This window comes from Streptomyces sp. NBC_00009, assembly GCF_045040855.1.
Lineage (GTDB): Bacteria > Actinomycetota > Actinomycetes > Streptomycetales > Streptomycetaceae > Streptomyces > Streptomyces aureus.
The window spans coordinates 2,755,268-2,780,581 of sequence record NZ_CP108312.1 but is presented as its reverse complement, the minus strand read 5'-3'; the positions used below and the strand labels follow the sequence as shown (position 1 = coordinate 2,780,581).

At 68.9% G+C, this 25,314-nt stretch carries 20 protein-coding genes; 16 read left to right on the top strand and 4 right to left on the bottom strand.

Annotated features, from left to right (window positions below):
- Positions 1–16: 16 nt before the first annotated feature.
- The gene (locus OHA58_RS12285) at positions 17–844 is read right to left on the bottom strand and encodes a hypothetical protein (protein WP_405478727.1); all 828 of its coding nucleotides are present in this window, start codon (positions 842–844) and stop codon (positions 17–19) included.
- A gap of 20 nt (positions 845–864) precedes the next feature.
- Complete coding sequence (locus OHA58_RS12280) at positions 865–1,152, bottom strand: hypothetical protein (RefSeq protein WP_405478726.1); 288 nt, start codon at positions 1,150–1,152, stop codon at positions 865–867.
- A 433-nt stretch (positions 1,153–1,585) separates the two neighbouring features.
- Here OHA58_RS12280 and OHA58_RS12275 point away from each other — a divergent pair, with 433 nt between their 5' ends.
- The 8 genes from OHA58_RS12275 to OHA58_RS12240 all read left to right on the top strand — a co-directional run bounded on the left by OHA58_RS12275 (position 1,586) and on the right by OHA58_RS12240 (position 14,871).
- Positions 1,586–4,033: an ABC transporter substrate-binding protein gene (locus OHA58_RS12275; protein ID WP_405478725.1), complete on the top strand. Its 2,448-nt coding sequence runs from the start codon at positions 1,586–1,588 to the stop codon at positions 4,031–4,033.
- A gap of 327 nt (positions 4,034–4,360) precedes the next feature.
- Positions 4,361–6,235 carry a translational GTPase TypA gene (gene typA, locus OHA58_RS12270; RefSeq protein ID WP_405478724.1) on the top strand — a complete coding sequence of 625 codons (1,875 nt, stop codon included), beginning with the start codon at positions 4,361–4,363 and terminating at the stop codon, positions 6,233–6,235.
- Positions 6,236–7,152: 917 nt separating this feature from the next.
- Positions 7,153–8,184 (top strand): ABC transporter permease, encoded by a 1,032-nt coding sequence (locus OHA58_RS12265; RefSeq protein ID WP_405478723.1) that lies wholly within the window; start codon positions 7,153–7,155, stop codon positions 8,182–8,184.
- Between the two features lie 104 nt (positions 8,185–8,288).
- The gene (locus OHA58_RS12260; RefSeq protein WP_405478722.1) at positions 8,289–10,085 is read left to right on the top strand and encodes an ABC transporter substrate-binding protein; all 1,797 of its coding nucleotides are present in this window, start codon (positions 8,289–8,291) and stop codon (positions 10,083–10,085) included.
- Between the two features lie 109 nt (positions 10,086–10,194).
- A complete protein-coding gene (locus tag OHA58_RS12255) occupies positions 10,195–11,172 on the top strand; it encodes an ABC transporter permease (RefSeq protein WP_405478721.1) in 978 nt (325 codons plus the stop codon).
- A gap of 10 nt (positions 11,173–11,182) precedes the next feature.
- Complete coding sequence (locus OHA58_RS12250; protein WP_405478720.1) at positions 11,183–12,244, top strand: ABC transporter ATP-binding protein; 1,062 nt, start codon at positions 11,183–11,185, stop codon at positions 12,242–12,244.
- A 27-nt stretch (positions 12,245–12,271) separates the two neighbouring features.
- Positions 12,272–13,402: an ABC transporter ATP-binding protein gene (locus OHA58_RS12245; protein ID WP_405478719.1), complete on the top strand. Its 1,131-nt coding sequence runs from the start codon at positions 12,272–12,274 to the stop codon at positions 13,400–13,402.
- 140 nt (positions 13,403–13,542) lie between these two features.
- A complete protein-coding gene (locus OHA58_RS12240) occupies positions 13,543–14,871 on the top strand; it encodes a serine hydrolase domain-containing protein (RefSeq protein WP_405478718.1) in 1,329 nt (442 codons plus the stop codon).
- Here OHA58_RS12240 and OHA58_RS12235 read toward each other — a convergent pair.
- Positions 14,841–15,425 (bottom strand): Uma2 family endonuclease, encoded by a 585-nt coding sequence (locus OHA58_RS12235; RefSeq protein WP_405478717.1) that lies wholly within the window; start codon positions 15,423–15,425, stop codon positions 14,841–14,843. The genes OHA58_RS12240 and OHA58_RS12235 overlap by 31 nt on opposite strands.
- A gap of 152 nt (positions 15,426–15,577) precedes the next feature.
- Between OHA58_RS12235 and OHA58_RS12230 the strand changes: the two genes are divergently transcribed.
- From OHA58_RS12230 to OHA58_RS12210, 5 genes are all read left to right on the top strand, one after another.
- Positions 15,578–17,212: an ABC transporter substrate-binding protein gene (locus OHA58_RS12230; protein WP_405478716.1), complete on the top strand. Its 1,635-nt coding sequence runs from the start codon at positions 15,578–15,580 to the stop codon at positions 17,210–17,212.
- Between the two features lie 63 nt (positions 17,213–17,275).
- Complete coding sequence (locus OHA58_RS12225; RefSeq protein WP_266560538.1) at positions 17,276–18,199, top strand: ABC transporter permease; 924 nt, start codon at positions 17,276–17,278, stop codon at positions 18,197–18,199.
- Positions 18,192–19,208 (top strand): ABC transporter permease, encoded by a 1,017-nt coding sequence (locus OHA58_RS12220; protein ID WP_405478715.1) that lies wholly within the window; start codon positions 18,192–18,194, stop codon positions 19,206–19,208. Before OHA58_RS12225 ends, OHA58_RS12220 begins: the two co-directional genes overlap by 8 nt.
- Before the next feature lie 6 nt (positions 19,209–19,214).
- A complete protein-coding gene (locus OHA58_RS12215) occupies positions 19,215–20,189 on the top strand; it encodes an ABC transporter ATP-binding protein (protein ID WP_405478714.1) in 975 nt (324 codons plus the stop codon).
- Positions 20,182–21,255 carry an ABC transporter ATP-binding protein gene (locus tag OHA58_RS12210; RefSeq protein ID WP_405478713.1) on the top strand — a complete coding sequence of 358 codons (1,074 nt, stop codon included), beginning with the start codon at positions 20,182–20,184 and terminating at the stop codon, positions 21,253–21,255. Before OHA58_RS12215 ends, OHA58_RS12210 begins: the two co-directional genes overlap by 8 nt.
- A gap of 159 nt (positions 21,256–21,414) precedes the next feature.
- Here OHA58_RS12210 and OHA58_RS12205 read toward each other — a convergent pair whose 3' ends face one another.
- On the bottom strand, positions 21,415–23,547 hold the full coding sequence (locus OHA58_RS12205) for a prolyl oligopeptidase family serine peptidase (protein ID WP_405478712.1): 2,133 nt from the start codon (positions 23,545–23,547) through the stop codon (positions 21,415–21,417).
- 165 nt (positions 23,548–23,712) lie between these two features.
- On the opposite strand from OHA58_RS12205, the gene OHA58_RS12200 reads away from it, so the two are divergent.
- From OHA58_RS12200 to OHA58_RS12190, 3 genes are read left to right on the top strand one after another with little or no spacing between them, the layout of a single operon-like run.
- Positions 23,713–23,907 (top strand): hypothetical protein, encoded by a 195-nt coding sequence (locus tag OHA58_RS12200; protein ID WP_100596611.1) that lies wholly within the window; start codon positions 23,713–23,715, stop codon positions 23,905–23,907.
- A gap of 31 nt (positions 23,908–23,938) precedes the next feature.
- Positions 23,939–24,832, top strand: a complete 894-nt coding sequence (gene mshB, locus OHA58_RS12195) for an N-acetyl-1-D-myo-inositol-2-amino-2-deoxy-alpha-D-glucopyranoside deacetylase (protein ID WP_405478711.1) — start codon at positions 23,939–23,941, stop codon at positions 24,830–24,832.
- Complete coding sequence (locus OHA58_RS12190) at positions 24,832–25,311, top strand: DUF6113 family protein (protein ID WP_405478710.1); 480 nt, start codon at positions 24,832–24,834, stop codon at positions 25,309–25,311. The genes mshB and OHA58_RS12190 overlap by 1 nt, the downstream gene beginning before the upstream one ends.
- Positions 25,312–25,314 lie beyond the last annotated feature (3 nt).

Here is a 25,314-nt window from a genome sequence, read left to right as displayed (position 1 = left end):
AGAAGTGCCACCCCATCTAGAAGAAGCGCGGATCGTCGAAGGCGCCGGACGCGAGCAGGTAGACGTAGAAGTCAGCGAGCGCGACGCTCACCAACGACGCCCAGGCGAGCAGCATGTGACGGTTGTTCAGCTTGCTCACCCACCCCCACAGCCGATAGCGCACGGGATGCTTCGAGAAGTGTTTGAGGCGGCCGCCGACGATGTGCCGGCACGAGTGGCAGGACAGGGTGTACGCCCAGATCAGCGTGATGTTCAGGAGGAAGACGAGCGTGCCGAGACCCATGTGGCCCCACTCGTACTTCTCGTTGCGGAACGAGAGCACCGTGTCGTACGTGAGGATCCCCGCCACGATGAGCGCCGCGTAGAAGAAGTAGCGGTGGACGTTCTGCAGGATCAGGGGGAAGCGCGTCTCGCCCGAGTACTTCTTGTGCGGTTCCGCGACCGCGCACGCGGGCGGTGACGCCCAGAACCCGCGGTAGTAGGCCTTCCGGTAGTAGTAGCACGTCAGCCGGAAGCCGAGCGGGAAGATCAGGATGAGCAGCGCGGGGGACAGGCCCCACCAGCCGCCGAACAGCTCCCAGTTGGGCCCCGCGTGCATCGGCTTGCAGTTCTCCGCGAGGCAGGGGGAGTAGAACGGCGAGACGTACGGCGCGTGGTAGTAGTCCGCGTTCGCGAAGGCCCGCCAGGTCGAGTAGACGATGAAGGCGAGCAGTCCCGCGGCGGTGGCGGCGGGCGCCAGCCACCAGCGGTCGGTGCGCAGATGTCCGGACGCGATCGCGGCGCGCGTCCTGTCGCGGACGCCGTGCGCGCCCGCTTGGGGATGGGGTTCCGTGCCGGTGGCCAACGAAGCCTCCGCTCAGAGGGTCAGGGGGCGTGCCGGTCCCGGGCGCCGAGCCCTTCGTCGTCCGAGTCGGTCCACAGCGAGCTGTCGTACGGGGTGTCGGAGACGGGTACGAGTGCGGGCCGACGAGGCGGTGTGGGGGCGGCCACGGCCGCCCGCAGCAGGGCAACGCTCTCGCGCAGATGGTCGGCGTCGGTGCGTACGCGCCGGACGTCCAGGCCGCCGTCGAGCTGGCGCTCCAGGCGCTCCACGGTCCGGCACAACTCGTCGAGGCAGCGCTCGGCTGCCGCCAAGTCGTCGTTCAGAGTCATGACTTGCCCTCGCTTCCGCTGGTGCGGCGGAGATGCTTGTGCGCCTGAGAGTGTCGCGCGTCACATCTTACCTTGTGAAGGGATCTGCGCGGATTGCTGGAGCGCGGCCTGGTGCACGCCCCCTTTTGCGCCTTCTGGGGCGGCGGGTCCTGGTACGTGGGCGATCGCGCCCCTAAGGGGCGCGGGGAACTGCGCGAGCGGCCGACGACTTCCCGCACCCGCCGACGAGACAGCGCCACCCCGCCCCCTGGGCACCAAATTGGGCCGCATGAGTGGGCTTCCGGCTACCCGTCGCCGTGTCGCAGCCCCCCGCAGGGACCCGTCCCCTTCAGTGGGGCGATAGATGTGATCAGCTCCATATACCGCCAAACGTGATCAAACCCGGCCCGGTCCTGGTAAGCGGGCGGCTGGGCTAGCCCCGGAGGTACCCGTGATGTCCCATGACGGCGCCACATCTCGCCCCGCCAGGCGTCCCGTCCTGCGCTCGGCCGCGTTCCTCGTGTCGGGGGCGCTGGCGGTGACGGCCCTGGCCGGCTGCAGCTCGGGCGACGACGAAGCAGAGTCCAGCAGTCCGGCCGCCGCCCAGGACATCGCGCCCGCAGCCCGTGGCGACATCGCCGACGGCGGCACCCTGCGCTGGGCGGTCGACGCCCTGCCGGTGACCCTCAACTCCTTCCAGGCCGACGCCGACGCGGGCACGTCCCGCGTCGCCGGCGCCGTGCTGCCCTCGATGTATCGGCTCGACAACCAGGGCAGGGCGGTGCGCGACCCGGACTTCCTGGAGAAGGCCGAGGTCATCGAGCGCGAGCCCAAGCAGGTCGTCCTGTACAAGCTCAACCAGCAGGCGGTGTGGAGCGACGGCCGCGAGATCGGCGCCGCCGACTTCGCCGCCCAGTGGCGCGCCCTGTCCGGCAAGGACTCCGCGTACTGGACGGCCCACAACGCGGGCTACGACCGCATCGAGAAGATCGAGCGCGGCAAGAACAACCTGGAGGTGCGGGTCACCTTCGCGAAGCCGTACGCGGACTGGCGCTCGCTGTTCTCGCCGCTGTACCCCAAGGACGTCATGGGGACCCCGGACGCCTTCAACGAGGAAGCCCGGCGCAAGCTCAAGGTCACCGCCGGCCCCTTCTCGATCAAGGGGATCGACCGCGACGCCAAGGACATCACGCTGGTGCGCAACCCGCGCTGGTGGGGCCGCCAGGCCAAGCTGGAGCAGCTCGTCCTGCGGGCCGTGCCCCGCGAGGACCGTGCCGAAGCGCTCGTCGCGGGGAAGGTCGACCTCGCCGCCGTCGACCCGGAAGAGGCCTCCCGCATCTCCTTCGCCGACCGCGACAAGGGCAGCTCGGGCCCGCTCGCCCACGGCCCCGGCGCGCTCACGCCCGCCCAGTCGATGCGGTCCTGGGCCGTCGCGCACGGCGACGACGAGGACGCGGCCGACGCGGAACTCGACACCCGCGCGAAGACCCGCAAGGCCGTCACCAAGTACGAGAAGGAACAGTCGCGCCTGGAGGGCTACGTCGTCCGCAAGTCCCTCGAACCCGCCTTCACGCAGCTCGCGCTGAACGGCGCCGAGGGGCCCCTGGCCGACGAGCGGGTGCGCCGCGCCGTCGCCCGCGCGATCGACCGCAAGAAGCTCGCCGAGGTCGTCCTCAAGCCGCTCGGCCTGCCCGCGCACCCCGTCGGCAGCCATCTCGCCCTCGCCGGGCAGCAGGCGTACGCCGACAGCAGCGGTGCGCTCGGCAGCCAGGACACCACCGAGGCCCGGGCGCTGCTCGCGGACGCGGGCTGGGTGCCGGGCGGTCCCCTGAAGAAGGAGACCGCGAAGACCAAGCCGAAGACGGCCGGCAGCGAGGACGGCAGCGAGTCCGGCAGCGAGGGCAAGAAGAGCAGCGAGTCCGGCAGCGAGGGCAAGAAGAGTAAGGCGGGCACGGAGGACAAGAAGGGTGCCGTCTCCGACTCGGACGACGGCACGTACATCGTCGGCGAGAGCGACCAGAAGCCGGGCGACCGGCAGCCCCCGCTGCTCGACCCCGCGCGCACCGCCGCCCACCGGTACACCGCGCTCCTGCACCAGGCCGACGCGCACAAGCTGCGCGAGGCCGACAAGGAGAAGAAGTACGCGGATCAGTACGCGAAGGAGGCCGCCCAGGGTGGCGCCCCGGGCGCGTACGCCCCGAAGGGAACGGCCGCGCCCGCCGGTGCCCCCGCCGGGCCGCTCGCCAAGGACGGCAAGCCGCTGACGCTGCGCTTCGTGCTCCCGTCGGGCCCCGGCTCGGACTCGCTGCGCGCGGTCGCCGACCGGATCTCTCGGATGCTGGAGAAGATCGGTATCCGCACGGAGACGTCGAAGGTCGCCGACGCCAGCTACTTCAAGGACCACATCGCGTCCGGGCAGTACGACCTGGCGCTCTACTCGTGGCCCGTCTCGGCCTTCCCGGCCACCGACGCCCGCCCGATCTACGCCAAGCCGGTGCCCGCGGCGGACGGCTCGCTCACGGTCGAGCAGAACTACACCCGGGTCGGTACGGACCACATCGACCAGCTCTTCGACCAGGCGATCGGTGAGCTCGACGAGGGGGAGGAGCGCTCCCTGGTCAAGCAGGCCGACGCCCGTATCTGGGCCGCAGCAGGATCGATTCCTCTCTACCAGCGCCCGGAGCTGGTGGCCGCCCGTCGCAGCGTCGCCAACGCGGGGGCCTTCGGCTTCCAGGAGCCCGACTACGAGAACATCGGCTTCCTGAAGCCGGGCGCGCGGCCGGGTGCCAGGCCGAACGCCTCCGGCAAGGCGAGTGCGTCCGTGAGCTCGTCCGCGAGCCCGGCCGGGAAATCGTCCGGGAGCCCGTTCGAGAAGCCGTCCGAGAAGCCGTCCGAGAAGTGACGCACATCGCACCCTGAGTGGCCCTGAGAGCCCCTGGGGGATCGTCCCGAAGATCGCCCAGCTCAGATCTCGCTCAAGTCCCTTGCCCGCCGGTCCCTCCGGCGGGCAAGGTTCGTAACACCACTGACCTGCGGTTTCTCAGGGGCGCTCCCCACGCCTCTCCGCGACGTTCACTCACTGTGCATCCTTGACCCCATGGCCCCAGAAGGCCTACCCGGCCGAAGCCACGTACGATGGGGTGAGGCCGTGGCGTGTCCAGCCCGGCAGGGCGCGTGTACGAAGAGACGTACGCGCAGCCGTCCACTCACTCCGGGAGTACGCCGCAATATGGCCACGCGCCACGACATCCGTAACGTCGCCATCGTCGCCCACGTCGACCACGGCAAGACCACGCTGGTCGACGCCATGCTCAAGCAGGCCGGCGCCTTCGCGGCGCACGCCGCCGAGTCGCTCGACGATCGCATGATGGACTCGAACGACCTGGAGCGTGAGAAGGGCATCACGATCCTGGCCAAGAACACGGCGGTCAAGTACCACCCGAAGGATGGCGGCGACGCCATCACGATCAACATCATCGACACCCCCGGCCACGCCGACTTCGGTGGTGAGGTCGAGCGCGGCCTGTCGATGGTCGATGCGGTCGTGCTGCTCGTCGATGCCTCCGAGGGCCCGCTGCCGCAGACCCGCTTCGTGCTGCGCAAGGCGCTCTCGGCCAAGATGCCGGTCATCCTGTGCATCAACAAGACGGACCGCCCCGACTCCCGGATCGCCGAGGTCGTCGACGAGACGTACGACCTGTTCCTGGACCTGGACGCGGACGAGGACCAGATCGAGTTCCCGATCGTCTACGCCTGCGCCCGTGACGGCGTCGCCTCGCTGACCAAGCCCGAGGACGGCACCGTCCCGCAGGACAGCGAGAACCTCGAGCCGTTCTTCAACACGATCCTGTCGCACGTCCCGGCCCCGGAGTACGACGAGGACGCTCCCCTCCAGGCGCACGTCACCAACCTGGACGCCGACAACTTCCTCGGCCGTATCGCGCTGTGCCGCGTCGAGCAGGGCGAGCTGCGCAAGGGCCAGACGGTCACGTGGATCAAGCGTGACGGTTCGATGTCCAACGTCCGCGTCACCGAGCTCCTCATGACCGAGGCCCTCACCCGCAAGCCGGCCGAGAAGGCGGGCCCGGGCGACATCTGCGCCGTCGCCGGATTCGCGGACATCATGATCGGCGAGACCCTGGCCGACCCCGAGAACCCGATCGCGCTGCCGCTCATCACGGTCGACGAGCCGGCCATCTCGATGACCATCGGAACCAACACCTCGCCGCTCGTCGGCAAGGGCGGCAAGGGCCACAAGGTCACCGCCCGCCAGGTGAAGGACCGCCTCGACCGCGAGCTGATCGGTAACGTCTCGCTCCGTGTCCTCGACACCGAGCGCCCCGACGCCTGGGAGGTCCAGGGCCGTGGTGAGCTCGCGCTCGCCATCCTGGTCGAGCAGATGCGCCGCGAGGGCTTCGAGCTGACCGTCGGCAAGCCCGAGGTCGTCACCAAGCAGGTCGACGGCAAGACGCACGAGCCGATCGAGCGCATGACGATCGACTCCCCCGAGGAGCACCTCGGCGCGATCACTCAGCTCATGGCGACCCGCAAGGGCCGTATGGAGACCATGACGAACCACGGTTCGGGCTGGATCCGCATGGAGTGGATCGTCCCGTCCCGCGGCCTCATCGGCTTCCGCACGGAGTTCCTCACGCAGACCCGCGGTACCGGTATCGCGCACTCCATCTTCGAGGGCCACGAGCCGTGGTTCGGCGACCTGCGCACCCGTCACAACGGCTCGCTCGTCGCGGACCGCTCGGGCTCGGTGACCCCCTTCGCGATGGTCAACCTCCAGGAGCGCGGTGTCATCTTCACCGAGGCCGGCACCGAGGTCTACGAGGGCATGATCATCGGCGAGAACTCGCGCGCCGACGACATGGACGTGAACATCACCAAGGAGAAGAAGCTCACCAACATGCGTGCGGCTTCCGCGGACACCACGGAGAACGTGGTGCCCGCCCGCAAGCTCTCGCTCGAGCAGTCCCTGGAGTTCTGCCGCGACGACGAGTGCATCGAGGTGACCCCGGAGACGGTCCGTATCCGTAAGGTCGTCCTGGACCAGAAGCTGCGCGGCCGCGCGGCCTCGAAGGCCAAGAACGCCTGATCCCGAGACACTTGGGCCCGGGTCCCCTTCGGGGGGCCCGGGCCTTTGTCGTATGTCCTGCGCCGGGGGCCTCGCGCAGGACTTTTTACGCGATCGTCGCCCGCACCAGGTGGTAGTTCACTACCCTCGTGGCATCCTGGGACCCGTTCCCGCGCGATCCACGCGCGTTGACCCGCCCGCTGAGAGTCTTCCCACAGCCCTGCGCAAGGGCTCGTGATGTGCAACTCGTTTTCCAGGGGCGGCCGTCCGGAATCCGGACTCCACTGACCGATAGATGTGTAACGAGTCCGTTTCGCAGGGATCTATCGCGTATCGCTTTGTCCGGATTTTGGGCTAAGTACGCATCAGGTGTGATCGAACCGAGACCTAAACACTGTGGTCGGCCCGATTCGGATGCCAGATAGTTGAGCGCGTAGAGCTCGGGTCAATGGGTCACGCACTGTGGGGAGTGCCGACTCGCGAGCACACTGGGGCACTTTCAATCCTCGCCGTCAGGGGTGTCGGCAAGGTGGCATGTGCCTCCACTTGTAGTGAACAAAAGTGGACTCATGAGGAGGAACCCATGCGAGGTGCCACAAGCGCCATATGGGTCGCGTCGTCCCCGATGGCAGGTACAGGACTCGCGGGCAGTAGTAGCCCCGTGGTCGGCACGGCGCTCAAGCGCCGCGACAGTCTCTGACGGCACGGCCTGCCCTGTCGGGCCAGGTTCCCCCGGGGTGAGTTCACCCCAGTCGTAGCTCAACCGCGCGCATCCGGCCTTGGGTTGCCGTGTACCGCCCGTAGGTCGTCGTACCCCCTGGTGGCAATCCAGCTGGAGTGGCGTACGCCGTGCGACGGCCGTCGGTCCGGTGCTCCGTCCCACAGGGAGGAGCCCGCCGTGTGCCGACGACCTCCAACACCTGTGAAATGGACGAATCATGACGAGTCCAATCGAGATTGAGGGCGCCGAGACCTCTTCCGCCTTGGACAAGGACAGCGCGCCGCAGGCTGACGCGAAGGGGCCCAAGAAGCTCGAGGGGCGCAGCCCCGGACAGCTGATGTGGCGTCGCTTCAAACGGGACAAGACGGGCGTCGTCTCCGCCTTCATCGTCCTGTTCTTCTTCCTGATAGCCGCGCTCGCGCCGGTCATCGCGAAGGTGTACGGCAAGGACCCGTACACCTTCTACGGGCAGGACGACCCCACACTCCTCAACGAGTTCAACCTGCCGGCCGGTCCCAACGGCGGTATCTCGCCCGAGCATTGGTTCGGCATCGACCCGAACTACGGCCGCGACGTGTTCTCGTACCTGCTCTACGGCATGCGTACGTCGCTCTACACGGCGCTGCTCGCCACGATCGGCATCGTCATCGTGGGCGTGCTCATCGGTCTCGTCTCCGGGTACTTCGGCGGCAAGATCGACTACTGGCTCGGGCGGCTGACCGACTTCATGCTCGCCCTGCCCAGCCAGCTGTTCATGGTCGCGGTGATGCCCGTCGTGGTCACGGTGTTCGTGGCGCCCGACGAGGAGACCCCGACCTTCATCCGCTTCCTCGCCATCCTCGGCGTGATGTGGCTCCTCACCTGGATGAGCCTGTCCCGCCTGGTGCGCGCCGTCACGCTTTCCCTGCGTGAGCGCGAGTTCGTGGAGGCGGCGAAGGTCGCGGGCGCCTCGCCCTGGCGGATCATCCGCAAGGAGCTGCTGCCCAACCTGATCACGCCGATCATCGTGCAGGGCACGTACCTGCTCCCCAGCACCATCCTCTCGGTCGCCTTCCTCTCCTTCGTCGGCGTCGGATATCAGGACCCGACGCCCGACTGGGGCCTGATGTTCGCCACCGGCGCCAACATCTACGAGCAGGACCCGACCTACATGTTCTTCCCGGGTGTCGCCATGGTCGTCTTCTTCGTGGCGTTCAACCTCCTCGGGGACTCCGTCCGGGATGCGTTCGATCCCAAGACGGGCCGCTGAACCCAGCCCATCCGAGGGGGAGCTGCCACCCGGGCGCCGGCCCACACCGGATGCGCCAGGCAGCACCAAAGGATCACTACTCACAGGCAGGTGGATCTAACTCCATGAGCATCCTTCGTTCGCGCACGGCGCAGGCAACGGTGGTCGCAGTGACCGCTGGCGCGCTGGCACTCACCGGCTGCAGCAGCGGCAGCAAGGGCTCCGACAAGAACGTGGGCAAGTCCCAGCAGGACGCCCTCGCGCAGGCCAAGCCGGTCATCATGGGCACCGCCCAGCAGTCCGTCGGCCCCGCCAAGGAGGTGCCGGGAGCCCGTAAGGGCGGCACCATCCAGGTCTACCAGGAGACGGACTTCTCCCACTTGGACCCGGGTCAGATCTACGTCTCCGACGCCGGTCTCCTGTCCAAGCTCCTCTACCGTGGCCTGACCACGTACGTCGAGGACGACAAGGGCAACTCGACGGTTGTCGGTGACCTCGCCACCGACGCCGGCAAGTCCTCGGACGGCGGCAAGACCTGGACCTACACGCTCAAGGACGGCGTGAAGGACCAGAACGGCAACGTCATCACGTCGGCCGACATCCGACACAGCTTCGAGCGCCTCTATGCCTCCTTCGAGACGGACGGCCCGACCTACGTCCAGCAGTGGCTGTCCGGCGACGGCACCAAGTACCGCAAGGCGTACGCGGGTCCGTACAAGGGCAAGCACCTGCCGGACTCGGTCATCGCGACCCCGGACGACAAGACCGTCGTCTTCCACTTCCTGAAGCCGCACAGCGACGCCCCGCAGGCGTTCGCGATGGCCGCCTACTCGGCCGTCCCGGCGAAGACGGACACCAAGGAGAAGTACGACCAGGCGCCCGTCGCCACCGGCCCGTACAAGATCTCGGACTACAAGTCCGGCAAGAGCCTGAAGCTGGTCCGCAACCCCAACTGGGACCCGAAGACGGACGCGTTGCGTCACCAGTACGTCGATGGCTTCAACATCGACTTCAACCAGGACAAGGCCACGCAGACCAAGACGATCCTGGCCGACCGTGGCGAGGCCAAGAACGCCATCATGTTCAGCGGCCAGATCGACGCCACCCAGCTGCAGAAGATCACCACCGACAAGGCGGTCATGAAGCGCACGGTGCAGGGCTACGCCCCGTACGTGTGGCAGCTGAACTTCAACATGGACCGCGTCAAGGACAAGCGCATCCGTGACGCCATCGCCCTGGCGATGCCGTCCACCGCGGCCGGCCACGCCGACGGTGGTGCCTACGGAGGCGACCCCGCGACCAGCCTGATGTCGCCCACCACCCCGGGCTACGACAAGAAGTTCGACCCGTTCAACCGGGCCAAGAAGCCGAACGGTGACATCGCCGCGGCGAAGAAGCTGATCGACGAGGCCGGCGCCAAGGGCAAGAAGCTCGTCTACGCGTACGCCAACACCCCGGTGCGTACCACTCAGGCGAACCTGATCATCAACAACCTGAAGCGCATCGGCCTCGACATCCAGAAGAAGGAAGTCGACGCCGCGACCTGGTACGAGCAGATGGGCAAGGTCAAGAATGGCTTTGACCTCTACATGACCGGCTGGGGCCAGGACTGGGCCGACGGCAACACCGTCTTCCCGCCGTCCTTCGACGGTGCGCAGATCCAGGACGGCGCGTCGAACTACTCGCACACCAACGACAAGCACGTGAACTCCGAGATTGCCCGCATCCAGACGATTCCGGACGCCGCTGAGCGTGCCACGGAGTACGGGAAGCTCTCGCAGTACATCTCGGAGAAGATCAACCCGGCTGCCCCGATCTACTACACCAAGGTGTTCCAGATCGCCGGCTCCAACGTCGGCGGCCTGCGGTACTCGACGGTGACGAGCTACACCGACCCGACCGCGGTCTTCCTCAAGAAGTAGTCAGTACAAGGCAGTTCCCGGGGATGAGGGCGCGGCGGTGCCCTCATCCCCGGGTCGCCGGTTCCCTCCTGGCCTCCCACCGCCGCCGTCCTGAGAGCAGCTCATTGCCATGCTTCGATTTCTCATACGCCGGACGCTCGGCGCAGCACTCATCCTCCTGCTGATCAGCGCCTTCACGTACTTCATGTACTTCGCCATCCCACAGGACCCGGCGACGCTCGCATGTGGCAAGAACTGCACTCCGGATGCGCTGGCGCTCATTCACAAGAACCTCGGCCTCGACAAGCCGGTCCCCGTGCAGTACTGGGACTACCTCTCCGGCATCGTCGCCGGACGTGACTTCGCGGTGGGCCACTGCTCCGCACCCTGCTTCGGCGTCTCGTTCCGCAACAACCAGATGGTGTGGGACACCATGATGGACCGTCTCCCGCTGACGGTCTCCCTCACCTTCGGCTCCCTCATCGTCTTCCTGTTCGCCGGTCTCGGCGCCGGCCTGCTGGCCGCCCGCTTCCGCGGCACCTGGCTCGACAAGACCTTCAGCGGCGCCTCGCTGGTCACCAGCTCGTTCCAGATCTACTTCATCGGCCCGGTCGTCATGGGCCTCCTGGTCTTCAGCACCGGCTGGCTGGACAAGCCCAAGTACGTGCCGATCAGCGAGGACCCGTGGGGCTGGTTCATGGGCCTGCTGATCCCCTGGATCGTCATGGCGACCATCTTCACGGCCAACTACACGCGTATGGCCCGCTCGTCGATGATCGAACAGTTGCAGGAAGAGCACGTCCGCGCTGCCAAGGCCAAGGGCATGAGCAGCCGTTACGCCTTCTTCCGCTACGCCTGGCGCGGCTCGCTCATCCCGATCATCACCATCCTGGGCATGGACATCGGCGGTCTGCTCAGCGGTGGCATGGTCACCGAGCTGACCTTCGGCCTCGCCGGCATCGGCCGCCTCGCCCGTGACTCGGTCATCGGCAAGGACCTCCCCGTCCTCATGGGCGTCATGATCCTCAGCGCCGCTTTCATCATCGTCTGCAACATCGTCGTGGACGCTCTGTACGCCGTCGTCGACCCGCGCGTGCGTCTGTCCTAGGAGAACGACCGTGACCACACTCACCAAGACCGAGGACGCCCCGGCCCCCACCGGCGGCGACGCGTTCCTCTCGGTACGCGACCTGAAGGTGCAGTTCTCCACCGAGGACGGCATCGTCAAGGCTGTGGACGGGCTCTCCTTCGACATCGAGCGCGGCAAGACGCTCGGCATCGTCGGCGAGTCGGGCTCCGGCAAGTCGGTGACGAACCTGACCGTGCTCGGCCTGCACAACCGCAAGAGCACGCACATCGAGGGCGAGATCCTCCTCGAGGGCAAGGAACTGATCACCGCCACCGAGCCCGAGCTCGAAAAGCTCCGCGGCAACAAGATGGCGATGATCTTCCAGGACTCGCTGACCGCCCTGTCCCCGTACTACACGGTGGGCCGGCAGATCTCCGAGCCGTTCCGCAAGCACACCGGGGCCAGCAAGAAGGAGGCCCGGGACCGGGCCATCCAGATGCTGGAGAAGGTGGGCATCCCCCACCCCAGGCAGCGGGTGGACGACTACCCGCACCAGTTCTCCGGCGGCATGCGCCAGCGCGCCATGATCGCCATGTCCCTGGTCTGCAACCCCGACCTGCTGATCGCCGACGAGCCGACCACCGCGCTCGACGTGACCGTGCAGGCGCAGATCCTCGACCTGCTCAAGGACCTCCAGCAGGAGTTCGGCTCCGCGATCATCATGATCACCCACGACCTCGGTGTCGTGGCGAACATGGCCGACGACCTGCTCGTGATGTACGCGGGCCGGGCCGTGGAGCGCGGCTCCGTGCGCGAGGTGCTCAAGTCGCCCGAACACCCTTACACCTGGGGGCTGCTCGGCTCCATGCCGCGCCTCACCTCGGACGTCGACGAGCCGCTGCTTCCGATCCCCGGCTCGCCGCCGTCGCTGCTGAACCCGCCGAGCGGCTGCCCCTTCCACCCCCGGTGTGCCTTCACCGACAAGGTGGCGAGCGGCAAGTGCGCGGGCGACAGGCCCTCGCTGCCGAGCGGCCGCGGCTCTGCCTGCCACCTGACGGCAGATCAGAAGCAGCAGGTGTTCATCGAGACGATTCAGCCCCGGCTGGGCTGAGCTGAAACCGGCGACTGGGGCATGACCATGAGCGAGAACAACCAGACCACCACGGCGGTCGCGGAAGCGATCCCGCAGCAGCGGGACGCGGACAGCGCACCGCTCCTCCAGGTCAAGGACCTGAAGAAGCACTTCCCGATCAAGGGCGGCTTCCCGATCCGGCGGACCATCGGCGCCGTCAAGGCCGTCGACGGCGTCTCCTTCGACGTCTTCCGGGGCGAGGCCCTGGGCCTCGTCGGCGAGTCCGGCTGCGGCAAGTCGACGACGGGCCGCCTGCTGACCCGCCTGTACGAGCCGACCCACGGCACGATCACGTACAACGGCCAGGACATCAGCACGGCCAACCGCAAGCAGCTGGCGCCCATCAGGTCCGAGATCCAGATGATCTTCCAGGACCCGTACGCGTCGCTGAACCCGCGGCAGACGGTCGGCTCGATCATCGCCGGGCCGATGGAGATCAACGGCATCAACCCGCCCGGCGGCCGCGAGGCGCGCGTGCGGGAGCTCCTTGAGATCGTCGGCCTGAACCCGGAGCACTACAACCGCTTCCCGCACGAGTTCTCGGGCGGCCAGCGGCAGCGCATCGGCGTGGCCAGGGCCGTGGCCCTCGAGCCGAAGCTGATCGTCGCGGACGAGCCGGTCTCCGCGCTCGACGTGTCGATCCAGGCCCAGGTCGTCAACCTGCTGCAGAAGGTGCAGCGGGAGATGGGCATCGCGTTCGTCTTCATCGCCCACGACCTGGCCATCGTGCGGCACTTCTCGCAGCGCGTCGCGGTGATGTACCTGGGCAAGATCGTGGAGATCGCCGACCGCGACTCGCTCTACAACCGCCCCCGTCACCCGTACACGCACGCGCTGATGTCGGCCGTGCCGGACGCGGACATCGACGCGGTGAAGAAGGAGCGGATCCGCCTGGAGGGCGACGTCCCCTCGCCGATCTCGCCGCCGTCCGGCTGCCGCTTCCGCACCCGGTGCTGGAAGGCGCAGGACAAGTGCGCCACGGAGGAGCCGCCGCTCGTCCAGATCTCCGGCAGCCGCGAGGGTCATCTCACGGCCTGTCACTTCCCGGAGGAGCCGACCATCGAGGACCGCGGTCAGGACATCGTCCTCGACCCGGCGCTCGCGGCCCTCGAGGAAGAGTCCGGCGCGGACGCCTGACCGTCCACGCTTCGACCGACCGCGGCCCGTCACCGGTGACACACCGGTGACGGGCCGGCGGCGTTTCCGGGCGGGCGGTCGTGACCGTCCCGGCGTGGGCGATGATCCAGGAACGAGCCGGCGACGGAGAGGGGCCTGACATGCTGGACGACCTCGGGGCGCGGTGCACGCAGGCGATGGCGGAGCACGGGTGCCCGTCCGTCTCGGTCGCGGTCGCGGTGCACGGCGAGGTGATCCTCGCCCAGGCGTACGGGCTCGCCGACACCGGCGCGGGGATCCCCGCCACTGCGCACACCCCGTACGCCCTCGCCTCCGTCACCAAGCCGGTCACGGCCGCGGCGGTCTGCGTCGCGGCCGACGAGGGGCTGCTCGGCCTGGACGCACCGGGACCGCTCGGCGCCACCCCTCGTCAGCTCCTGCGGCACAGGGGCGGGCTCGGCGCGCACTACGACTTCCACTACGGCGAGGAGGGCGAGCCGCCCGTGGACGCGGAGCCGTACACGCAGCTCCACCGTGCGCCCGGCTCCGGCTTCGAGTACGCGAACCTCGGCTACCGGCTCCTCGGCCAGCTCCTGGAGGAAGCCACCGGACAGGACCTCGCCACATACGCCCGGGAGCGGGTCCTCGGGCCGCTTGGGCTCGACGGCTTCCGCATCGCCACGGCCTGCCCGGGTGCCGCGACTCGCTACACCGCTGACGGGCGCCCCTACCCGGAGGGCCTGCGCACCAGCCACCCGGGTGCCTCGCTGGGCTGGGCGACGGCCCCTCAGCTCGCCCTCTTCGCCCAGTCCTGGCCGCGGCTCCTGAAGCCGGAGACGGCCGCCGCGGTGATCGACCCCGTCCCGATCGGCGAGCACCTCGGGTACGGCCTCGGCTGGTGCGTCTCGCTCGGCGCGGGGCCGCTCCTGGTGAGCCACGGCGGCGGCATGGGCGGCGTGGCGGCGATGGCCGTGTCCGCGCCGGAGTCCGGCCTGTCCGTGGCGGTCCTGACGAACGCGACGGTCAAGGCGGCCCGCGACGCGGTCGTCGACCACGTCCTGGGGGAGCTGGTGCCGGGCTACGGGCCGGAGCGGATCTCCCCGGTGTTCTCGGTGCCCGCGCGCCCCATGACGCTGCCGCGGGGGGAGTGGGCGGGCCGGATCGCGACGCCCGAGGGGGATGTCCCGGTGGAGCTGCGGGTGCTCGGGCCGGGGCGGGCGGAGCTGCGTATCGCCGGGGAGGCGGTCACCGCCGACGTGGACGCTACGGACACGCTCGTTCTGCGCGGCACCTTCCCGATCCAGCTCCCGACGGCGGACGCCAGGATCGGCAGCCCGCTGCTCGGTATCGAACTCCGGTCGGCGGAGGGCGCGTTGACCGGGCGGGCACTTGCCTACAAGAACGGCGACGGTGAGGGTTTCCTCGGGAACCTGCTGAGCCACGCTTGCCGGCTGACGGCTCAGCCCGCGTCGTTCCCGGCCTTCCCGTAGCGGCGGAAGTCGCGGGTCTCGACCGTCCAGGGGCCGAACGGGACCTTGTCGCCGTAGATGTACGACTCCTTGCTGCGGTAGCGGTCTCCGCAGGGCTCGGAGTGCACCTCGATGGTGCCGGTGCGCGGGTCGACGATCAGGTAGTGGGGGATGCCCATGGCGGGGTAGTCGGCGAGCTTGTCGCGGTAGTCGTTGTCGGGGTCGAGGGGAGAGACGACCTCGATGGCGGCGCGTACCTGGGTGGCGTCGACTGCGAGGCCTTCCTCGTCGAGGCAGGCCTCCGGGATCACCGCCGCACCCGGAAGCCGCATGCGGCCGATCGCGGCATGGTCGATCCAGGGGCCGTTGGCGCAGATGTGGCCGGGATCGGTGGAGGGGAGTTGTTCGTCCAGCTGCTCGCGGATGCGGTGGATGGTGCCGTGGTACCTGTTCGGCCGGTGCGTCATCGCCAGTACCGGCCCCGCAGCGCCGATCTCCACGCGCCAGGAACCGTCCAGGCGGTCGGCGTACTCCGCGAGCTCCTCGGCGACGGCCCGCATCTTCGCGTACTCCATGCGGCCCACGGTACGGGCGCGAACGGGTGCGCACACCGGGTTTGCCCCCGCCCGAACGGGCGGGCTGAAAGTGCGTTGTGTGACGGTAAGGACGATATTTGGGCCTAAGTGCCGTAAGGCGCGGACCCAGAAGCACTCCGAGGAGGCAATCCATGCGTGGAGCCACGCACGCCAAGTGGGCCGTTTGCGCGGTGGCCGTCGCTCTCGCTGCGACGGCCTGTGGTGGTGGGGGCGGCAGCGGCGGCAGTGGCGGCGACGGCTCAGGGGTCGTCCGTTCGTCCTGGGGCGACCCGCAGAACCCGCTGGAGCCCGCGAACACGAACGAGGTCCAGGGCGGCAAGGTCATGGACATGCTCTTCCGTGGTCTGAAGCGCTACAACTCGAAGACGGGCGCCGCCGAGGACATGCTCGCGGACAAGATCGAGACGACGGACTCGATCAACTTCAAGATCACGGTCAAGGACGGCTGGACGTTCTCCAACGGAGAGAAGGTCACCGCGCAGTCCTTCGTGGACGCCTGGAACTACGGCGCCGACCTGAGGAACAACCAGAAGAACGCCTACTTCTTCGGCCAGATCGACGGCTACGACAAGGTCCACCCCGACTCCGGCACCCCGAGCGCCACCAACCTGTCCGGGCTCAAGGTCACCGGCCCCCTCACCTTCTCGGTCAAGCTCAACCAGAAGTTCTCGCTGTGGCCCGACACCCTCGGCTACGCGGCCTTCGCCCCGCTCCCCAAGGCCTTCTTCGACAACCACTCCGCGTGGGTGAGCAAGCCGATCGGCAACGGCCCGTACACGATCGACAACTACACCAAGGGCTCCCAGATGTCCCTGCGCAAGTGGGACGCCTACCCGGGCACCGACAAGGCGCAGAACGGCGGCGTGGACCTGAAGGTCTACACCGACAACAACACGGCGTACACCGACCTGACGGCCGGCAACCTCGACCTCGTCGACGACGTCCCGGCCTCGCAGCTCAAGAACGTCAACGCCGACCTCAGCGGCCGGTACATCAACACCCCCGCCGGCATCATCCAGACGCTCGCCTTCCCGTTCTACGACCCCGCGTGGAACAAGGCGGACAGCGACAAGGTCCGCAAGGGCCTGTCGATGGCGATCAACCGCAAGCAGATCACCGAGACGATCTTCCAGAAGACCCGCACCCCGGCCACGGACTGGACCTCGCCGGTCCTCGGCAAGGACGGCGGCTTCCAGGACGGCCTGTGCGGCGACAGCTGCGACTACAACCCCACCGAGGCCAAGAAGCTGGTCCAGGAGGGCGGCGGCATCCCCGGCGGCCAGGTGAAGATCGGCTACAACGCCGACACCGGCAGCCACAAGGAGTGGGTCGACGCCGTCTGCAACAGCATCAACAACGCGCTGGGCAACGACAAGGCCTGCGTCGGCCTGCCCACCGGCACCTTCGCCGACTTCCGCAACAAGATCACGCAGAAGAAGATGACGGGCCCGTTCCGCGCCGGCTGGCAGATGGACTACCCGCTCATCCAGAACTTCCTGCAGCCGCTGTACTACACGAACGCCTCGTCCAACGACGGCAAGTGGTCCAACAAGGAGTTCGACAAGCTCGTCGACCAGGCCAACGCCGAGTCCGACCGCGCCAAGGCCGTCAAGATCTTCCAGCAGGCCGAAGGCGTCGTCAGGGACAACATGGCGGCCATCCCGCTCTGGTACCAGAACGGCAGCGCCGGCTACTCCGACAAGGTCTCCAACGTCGCCCTCAACCCGTTCAGCGTTCCGGTCTACAACGAGATCAAGGTCAGCTGACGCCCGGGGAGCGGCAGTCCGGGGCCCTGAAGGGCGGCCGCTCCTCCCGATTCGGGAGCCCGTATGGGACGTTATGTGATCAGGCGTCTGCTGCAGATGATCCCGGTCTTCTTCGGCGCGACGCTGCTCATCTTCCTGATGGTCAACGTGATGGGCGACCCCATCGCGGGACTGTGCGGCGACAAGCAGTGCGACCCCGCCACGGCCGCTCAGCTGGAGAAGGAGTTCGGCCTCGACAAGCCCGTCTGGCAGCAATACCTGACGTACATGGGGAACGTCTTCACCGGCGACTTCGGCACCGCGTTCAACGGCCAGAAGGTCACCGAACTGATGGCGGCCGCCTTCCCCGTGACGATCCGCCTGACCATCGTGGCGATCCTCTTCGAGATCGTCATCGGCATCTCGCTCGGCGTCGTCACCGGCCTGCGCCGCGGACGTCCCGTCGACACCAGCGTGCTGCTGCTCACCCTGGTCGTCATCTCCGTCCCGACCTTCGTCACCGGTCTGCTCCTCCAGCTCCTGCTCGGCGTCGAGTGGGGGATCATCAAACCCGCGGTGTCCACGGAGGCGACGTTCTCCGAACTGATCGTCCCCGGCCTCGTGCTCGCCTCGGTCTCCCTCGCGTACGTCACCCGGCTCACCAGGACCTCGATCGCCGAGAACCGCCGCGCCGACTACGTCCGTACGGCCATCGCCAAGGGCCTGCCGCGCCGTCGCGTCATCGTCCGGCACCTGCTGCGCAACTCGCTGATCCCGGTCGTCACCTTCATCGGCACCGACATCGGCGCCCTGATGGGCGGCGCCATCGTCACGGAGCGGATCTTCAACATCCACGGCGTCGGCTACCAGCTCTACCAGGGCATCGTCCGGCAGAACACCCAGACCGTCGTCGGCTTCGTGACCGTACTCGTCCTCGTCTTCCTGGCGGCCAACCTGATCGTCGACCTCCTGTACGCCGTACTCGACCCGAGGATCCGCTATGCCTGAACCCGAGCCGCCGGAGCCCTACTCGTCGGGCGGGGGCCGCGTCCCGGAGGACGGAGGGGCCATCGCCGCGACGGGCGCGGGCGGCGCCATGGACCTCGCCACGAGCGAGGGGACAACCTTGGAGAAGACTCCGGGCGGCCCCGAAGGCACGGGACCCGCGGGCAGGCCGAGAAGCCTCTGGTCGGACGCCTGGCGCGATCTGCGCCGCAACCCGATCTTCATCATCTCGGGCCTGATCATCGTCTTCCTCGTGATCATCTCGATCTGGCCCTCGCTGATCGCCTCCGGCAACCCGCTCTCCTGCGACCTCGCCAAGGCCCAGGAGGGCTCCCAGCCCGGCCATCCCTTCGGCTTCAACGGCCAGGGCTGCGACGTCTACACGCGCACCGTGTACGGCGCCCGCACCTCGGTTACCGTCGGCGTCTGCGCCACCGTCGGCGTCGCCCTCCTGGGCAGCGTCCTCGGCGGGCTCGCAGGGTTCTTCGGCGGGGCGTGGGACGCGATCCTGTCCCGCATCACCGACGTCTTCTTCGCCATCCCCGTCGTCCTGGGCGGCCTGGTGCTCCTGTCCGTGGTCACCAGCTCCACCGTCTGGCCGGTCATCGGGTTCATGGTGCTGCTCGGCTGGCCGCAGCTCTCCCGCATCGCCCGCGGCTCCGTCATCACGGCCAAGCAGAACGACTACGTGCAGGCGGCGCGGGCGCTCGGCGCCTCCAACTCCCGGATGATGCTGCGGCACATCCTGCCCAACGCGATCGCGCCGGTCATCGTCGTCGCCACCATCGCGCTCGGCACGTACATCTCCCTCGAGGCGACGCTCTCGTACCTCGGCGTCGGCCTGAAGCCGCCCACCGTGAGCTGGGGCATCGACATCTCCTCGGCGTCGCAGTACATCCGCAACGCCCCGCACATGCTGCTCTGGCCCGCCGGCGCCCTCGCGATCACCGTGCTCGCTTTCATCATGCTCGGCGACGCGGTGCGCGACGCCCTCGACCCCAAGCTGAGGTAGGCGCCCATGCTGCTCGAAGTGCGCGATCTGCACGTGGAGTTCCGGACGCGCGAAGGGATCGCCAACGCCGTCAACGGCGTCAGCTACACCGTCGACGAGGGCGAGACCCTCGCCGTGCTCGGCGAGTCGGGGTCCGGCAAGTCCGTGACCGCCCAGGCGATCATGGGCATCCTCGACATCCCGCCCGGGAAGATCACCGGCGGTGAGATCCTCTTCCAGGGCACGGACCTCCTCAAGCTCAAGGAGGACGGGCGGCGCAAGATCCGCGGCGCGAAGATGGCGATGATCTTCCAGGACGCGCTCAGCTCCCTCAATCCCGTGCTGTCCGTGGGCGCCCAGATCGGCGAGCTGTTCACCGTCCACAAGGGCATGTCCCGAAAGGACGCCAAGGCCAAGGCCATCGAGCTGATGGACCACGTCAGGATCCCCGCCGCCAAGGAGCGGGTGGGCCAGTACCCGCACCAGTTCAGCGGCGGCATGCGCCAGCGCATCATGATCGCGATGGCGCTCGCCCTGGAACCGGACCTGATCATCGCCGACGAGCCCACCACCGCCCTCGACGTCACCGTCCAGGCCCAGGTCATGGAGCTGCTCGCCGAACTCCAGCGCGAGCTCAGGATGGGCCTCATCCTCATCACGCACGACCTCGGCGTGGTCGCCGACGTAGCCGACAAGATCGCCGTCATGTACGCGGGCCGCATCGTCGAGACGGCGCCCGTGCACGAGATCTACAAGGCGCCCGCCCACCCGTACACCAAGGGCCTGCTCGAATCGATCCCGCGCCTGGACCAGAAGGGCCGGGAGCTGTACGCGATCAAGGGCCTGCCGCCCAACCTGATGCACATCCCGCCCGGATGCGCCTTCAACCCGCGCTGCCCGATGGCCCAGGACGTGTGCCGCGCGGACGTTCCCCCGCTCTTCGAGGTGAGCCCGACGCGCCGGAGCGCCTGCTACTTCTGGAAGGAGACGCTCGATGGCTGACCTGGCGAAAGAGGCGCACGCCGCCGCCCCCGTGCCGGCCGGCGAGCCGATCCTCGAGGTCAGCGGGCTGGTCAAGCACTATCCGCTCACCCAGGGGATCCTGTTCAAGAAGCAGGTCGGCGCGGTCAAGGCCGTCGACGGCGTCGACTTCGTGCTCGGCCAGGGCGAGACCCTCGGCATCGTCGGCGAGTCCGGCTGCGGCAAGTCGACCGTCGCCAGGATGCTGGTGAACCTGGAGCGGCCGACCGCCGGGCAGATCAAGTACAGGGGCGAGGACATCACCAAGCTGTCCGGACGCGCCCTCAAAGCCGTACGCCGCAACATCCAGATGGTGTTCCAGGACCCGTACACGTCCCTCAACCCGCGCATGACGGTCGGCGACATCATCGGGGAGCCGTACGAGATCCACCCCGAGGTCGCGCCCAAGGGCGACCGGCGCCGGAAGGTGCAGGACCTCCTGGACGTGGTCGGGCTCAACCCGGAGTACATCAACCGGTACCCGCACCAGTTCTCCGGCGGCCAGCGCCAGCGCATCGGCATCGCGCGCGGCCTCGCCCTGCGCCCCGAGATCATCGTCGCCGACGAGCCGGTCTCCGCGCTCGACGTCTCCGTGCAGGCGCAGGTCATCAACCTGCTCGACAGCCTCCAGAACGAGTTCGACCTCAGTTACGTCTTCATCGCCCACGACCTGTCGATCGTCCGCCACATCTCCGACCGGGTCGGCGTCATGTACCTCGGGCGGATCGTCGAGATCGGCACCGACGAGCAGATCTACGAACACCCCACGCACCCCTACACCCAGGCGCTCCTGTCCGCCGTGCCCGTCCCCGACCCGGAGGCGCGCGAGCACCGCGAGCGGATCATCCTCACCGGCGATGTGCCGTCCCCGGCCAACATCCCCTCCGGCTGCCGCTTCCGCACCCGCTGCTGGAAGGCGCAGGAGCGGTGCGCACTGGAGGTGCCGGCGCTCGCGGTGCCCGCCGTGTTCCGCATCGGGGACTCGCCGGCGAAACACGACTCGGCCTGCCACTTCGCCGAGGAGAAGCGCGTCGTCCCCACCGAGTAGGCGTACGTGTCGCGACAAATGCACATCAACTTCGTTAACACACAGGCAACTTGACCGTCGCGGCACCGATATACGAACGCGTCAGGCTGAACAGCGTACGGCCGTGCGGGTGCCGTTGACCGGCCGGGGCGCGCCATGTCGCCCCGGCCGGTCGCCTTTCTAGACCAGCCCCAGCGAGCGCTTCAGGAAGTCCACCTGGAGCAGCAGCAGGTTCTCCGCGACCTGCTCCTGCGGTGTCATGTGCGTCACGCCCGACAGCGGCAGCACCTCGTGCGGGCGGCCCGCGGCGAGGAGCGCCGACGAAAGCCGCAGACTGTGCGCCACCACGACGTTGTCGTCGGCCAGACCGTGCACGATCATCAGCGGCCGGTGCTGCCCCGCCGCCTCGGCCAGACCGTCGTCGGTGACCAGCGAGTTCTTCGCGTACACCTGCGGCGAAGCCTTCGGGTCGCCCAGGTAGCGCTCCGTGTAGTGGGTGTCGTAGAGCCGCCAGTCCGTGACCGGGGCGCCCGCGATGCCCGCGTGGAAGACGTCCGGGCGGCGCAGGACCGCGAGCCCCGCCAGATATCCGCCGTACGACCAGCCGCGGATCGCCACCCGGTTCAGGTCGAGCGGGAAGGCGTCGGCCAGCGCGTGCAGCGCCGTGATCTGGTCGTCGAGCGTGAGCGTGAGGTCGTCGCGGACCGCCTTCTCCCGGGCGGGGGAGTGGCCGGGGGTGCCGCGGCCGTCCGCGACGACCACCGCGAAGCCCTGGTCGGCGAACCACTGCGACGTCAGATGCGGATTGTGCGCGGCGAGCACCCGCTGCCCGTGCGGGCCGCCGTACGGGTCGAGCAGCACCGGCAGCGGCCCGTCCCCCTGCTCGTACGAGGAAGGGAGCAGGACGGCGCACGGGATGCCGGCCGCTTCCGTGAGCGTCAGGCGGGGGCTCAGCGAGGGGCGCTCGGCGTGCGAGGCGACCGTCGCGATCTGCTTGCCGTCGCGCATCACCCGCACCCGGGTGCCCGGCTCGTCGGTGCGCGCGGACGCCAGGACGGTCACGCCGCCCGCGCGCACCGCGGAGTGCACGCCCGGCTCGTCCGAGACGCGCTCCACGCCCAGCTCGTTGACCCGGTACACATGCACCTCGCCGGTCTCCCGGTCCGGCGCCGCCGAGCCCGCCGACGCCGAGATCAGCACGTCGCTCTCACCCACGTCCAGGACCGCCCGCACATGCAACTGCGGCCCGGTCAGCGGCCGTTCACCGACCGCGAGGACCCGCGCCCCGCCCTCGTCCGCGATCCGCACGAGCTGCCCGCTCGGCGACCAGGACGGCACACCGGGAAACAGCTCCAGCCACTGCCCGTCCTCGTCGGCGTGCACCATCCGCGTCGAACCGTCCTCGACGTTCACCGCGAGATACAGCTCACTGAGCTGGTCACGGGCCTGTACGAGGATCAGCGGCGCCCCGCCGGCCGACCAGTGCACCCGCGCCAGATACGGGTACCTCGCCCGGTCCCACGACACCTCGGTGCGCGACCCGTCCAGGCCGATGACGAAGAGCCGCACCTCCGCGTTGGGCGTGCCCGCCGCCGGGTACGCGTTGCGTGCGGGCTTGCGGTCCGGGTGCGCCGGATCCGCGATCCACCAGCGCCGCACCGCCGCGTCGTCCGCCCGGGCCACCAGGAGCCGGTCCGAGTCGGGCGACCACCAAAAGCCCCGCGAGCGGCCCATCTCCTCGGCCGCGATGAACTCCGCGAGCCCGTACGTGACGGTCGACGCCTCGTCCTCGCCCGGCGCGGCTAGGGCCCGGTCGCCCTCGCCGTCCGCGCCGACGACGCGCAGGGCGCCCCCGGACACGTACGCGACATGGCGGCCGTCCGGCGAGGGGCGCGGGTCGATCAGCGGACCATGACGTGCGGGCTCGCGGAGTTCGCGGGTCGTGCCCGCGCGCAGTTCCGCGGTGAACAGCCGCCCGGACAGCGCGAACGCGGCCAGCTCCACGGCCGCGTCCGTCGCATAGGCGACGATGCCGGCGGCGCCCTCGCGGCTGCGTTCGCGGCGCGAGCGTTCCTCGTCCGACAGATCCTCCTCGGCGCCGCCGAGGAGTACCCGCGGATCGGCGGCGATCCGCTCCTCGCCGGACGTCACGTCCAGGACCCACAGCGCGTTCGCCCGATCGGTACCGGATCCGGACCGCAGGAAGGCGACGCGCTCGCCGTCGGGCGCCACCGTGAACGCCCGTGGTGCGCCGAGCGTGAAGCGCTGGGTGCGGGCGTGCTGGCGCGGAAAGGAGAGAGGCTCGGTGGTCATCCCCCGACCCTATGGGGCCGTGCCGCCGTGCGCCCCCCTTGCTGCCATGCACCGACTCATGCGTCGGGACGGATAGTTATGATCCATAGCGCTGCGTGGGTAAGAAGGGCTCGGCTACCGCGTGGCGTACGGCAGTTGGACTCGGATCAAGGGAGGTGGACCGCTGTGGCACTCTCGATTTCGGCAGTGGTGCTGTTCGCGATCATCGTCTTCATTCTGATCAGGAAGTCGGGTCTGAAGGCCGGACACGCGATCGTCTGCGTCCTGCTCGGGTTCTACCTCGCCAGCTCCTCCATCGCCCCCACCATCAGCGAGCTCACGACGAACGTCGCGGGCATGATCGGCGGGATCAAGTTCTAGTCGCGCCGTCGGGAGTCCTAGGCTGGGGCGCATGACGGAACTGCCCGACCGGCGTCTGCTCCTCGTGCACGCGCACCCCGACGACGAGTCGATCAACAATGGCGCCACCATGGCCAAGTACTCGGCCGCCGGTGCCCACGTCACCCTGGTGACCTGCACCCTCGGCGAGGAGGGCGAGGTCATCCCGGACGTTCTCGCGCACCTCGCCCCGGACCGCGAGGACATCCTCGGCCCGCACCGCATCGGCGAGCTCACCGCCGCCATGAAGGAGCTCGGGGTCACCGACCACCGCTTCCTCGGCGGCCCCGGACGCTTCCGCGACTCCGGGATGATGGGCGCCGAGCAGAACGACCGGCCGGGCGCCTTCTGGTCCGCCGACCTGGACGAGGCCGCCGCGTATCTCGTCGAGGTGATCCGCGAGGTCCGTCCCCAGGTCCTCGTCACCTACGACCCGGACGGCGGCTACGGCCACCCCGACCACATCCAGGCCCACCGCGTCGCCATGCGCGCCGCCGAACTCGCGGCCGAGCCCGCGTTCCGCCGGGACCTGGGCGACACCCACACCGTCGCGAAGATCTACTGGAACCGCGTGCCCCGGTCCGTGGCCGAGGAGCGCTTCCGGTGGCTGGCCGGTGTCCTCGGCTCGACCCCGTACGAGACCGCGGCCGAGATCGGCGACGTGCCGGGCGTCGTCGACGACGAGCGGGTCACCGCCGAGATCGACGGCAGGGTCTTCGTCGCGGCCAAGACCGCCGCGATGCGCGCCCACGCCACCCAGGTCGAGATCGCACCCGGCGGCGAGCCGGTCTTCGCCCTGTCGAACGGGCTCGCCCAGCCCGTCTTCGACGTGGAGTATTACGAGTTGGCGCGGGGCGAGGCAGAGGCGCCGTACGAGACGGACCTGTTCGCGGGAGTGGTGGCGTGATGAGTGGCGCAGGCAAGTCGGGCAATCCGGCCAAGTCCGGCCGGGCGGCGGCGTCGAGCGGCGCCGCGAAGCCCGCGGGCGGCCCGCCCGTCCGGCCGGCGGCGACCGGCCTCGACGCCGGGCACATCGCCGTGCTGGCCGGGCTCCTCGTGCTCGGCGCGCTCGTCGGTGTGGCCGGTTCCCTCGTCCAAGGGGGCCTGTTTCCGGGCGGGTTGCTGCTCGCGCTGCTCGGCGCGGCCGGCGCGTTCCTCGGCGGGGCGCGGGCGACGGGCACCAGGGGAGGGGCCGTCGCACCCGCCGTGGGCTGGGCCGTCGCGGTCATCCTGCTCACGGCGAGCCGGCCCGAGGGCGACTTCCTCTTCGGTGCGGGAACCGGCTCCTATCTGTTCCTTCTCGGCGGGATGGCCGTCGCTGTGATGTGCGCCACCCTTGGTCTGTCGCGGCAACCACCGGGGCCCGCTGCCCGACTTGGGAAGTGACGT

Coding starts and splice junctions, on each gene's coding strand:
- OHA58_RS12225 (WP_266560538.1), top strand. CDS start 17,276: ATGGGACGTTATGTGATCAGGCGTCTGCTGCAGATGATCCCGGTCTTC.
- mshB (WP_405478711.1), top strand. CDS start 23,939: ATGACGGAACTGCCCGACCGGCGTCTGCTCCTCGTGCACGCGCACCCC.
- OHA58_RS12235 (WP_405478717.1), bottom strand. CDS start 15,425: ATGGAGTACGCGAAGATGCGGGCCGTCGCCGAGGAGCTCGCGGAGTAC.
- OHA58_RS12205 (WP_405478712.1), bottom strand. CDS start 23,547: ATGACCACCGAGCCTCTCTCCTTTCCGCGCCAGCACGCCCGCACCCAG.
- OHA58_RS12240 (WP_405478718.1), top strand. CDS start 13,543: ATGCTGGACGACCTCGGGGCGCGGTGCACGCAGGCGATGGCGGAGCAC.
- OHA58_RS12275 (WP_405478725.1), top strand. CDS start 1,586: ATGTCCCATGACGGCGCCACATCTCGCCCCGCCAGGCGTCCCGTCCTG.
- OHA58_RS12265 (WP_405478723.1), top strand. CDS start 7,153: ATGACGAGTCCAATCGAGATTGAGGGCGCCGAGACCTCTTCCGCCTTG.
- OHA58_RS12220 (WP_405478715.1), top strand. CDS start 18,192: ATGCCTGAACCCGAGCCGCCGGAGCCCTACTCGTCGGGCGGGGGCCGC.
- OHA58_RS12215 (WP_405478714.1), top strand. CDS start 19,215: ATGCTGCTCGAAGTGCGCGATCTGCACGTGGAGTTCCGGACGCGCGAA.
- OHA58_RS12280 (WP_405478726.1), bottom strand. CDS start 1,152: ATGACTCTGAACGACGACTTGGCGGCAGCCGAGCGCTGCCTCGACGAG.
- OHA58_RS12210 (WP_405478713.1), top strand. CDS start 20,182: ATGGCTGACCTGGCGAAAGAGGCGCACGCCGCCGCCCCCGTGCCGGCC.
- OHA58_RS12230 (WP_405478716.1), top strand. CDS start 15,578: ATGCGTGGAGCCACGCACGCCAAGTGGGCCGTTTGCGCGGTGGCCGTC.
- OHA58_RS12260 (WP_405478722.1), top strand. CDS start 8,289: ATGAGCATCCTTCGTTCGCGCACGGCGCAGGCAACGGTGGTCGCAGTG.
- OHA58_RS12245 (WP_405478719.1), top strand. CDS start 12,272: ATGAGCGAGAACAACCAGACCACCACGGCGGTCGCGGAAGCGATCCCG.
- typA (WP_405478724.1), top strand. CDS start 4,361: ATGGCCACGCGCCACGACATCCGTAACGTCGCCATCGTCGCCCACGTC.
- OHA58_RS12190 (WP_405478710.1), top strand. CDS start 24,832: ATGAGTGGCGCAGGCAAGTCGGGCAATCCGGCCAAGTCCGGCCGGGCG.
- OHA58_RS12255 (WP_405478721.1), top strand. CDS start 10,195: ATGCTTCGATTTCTCATACGCCGGACGCTCGGCGCAGCACTCATCCTC.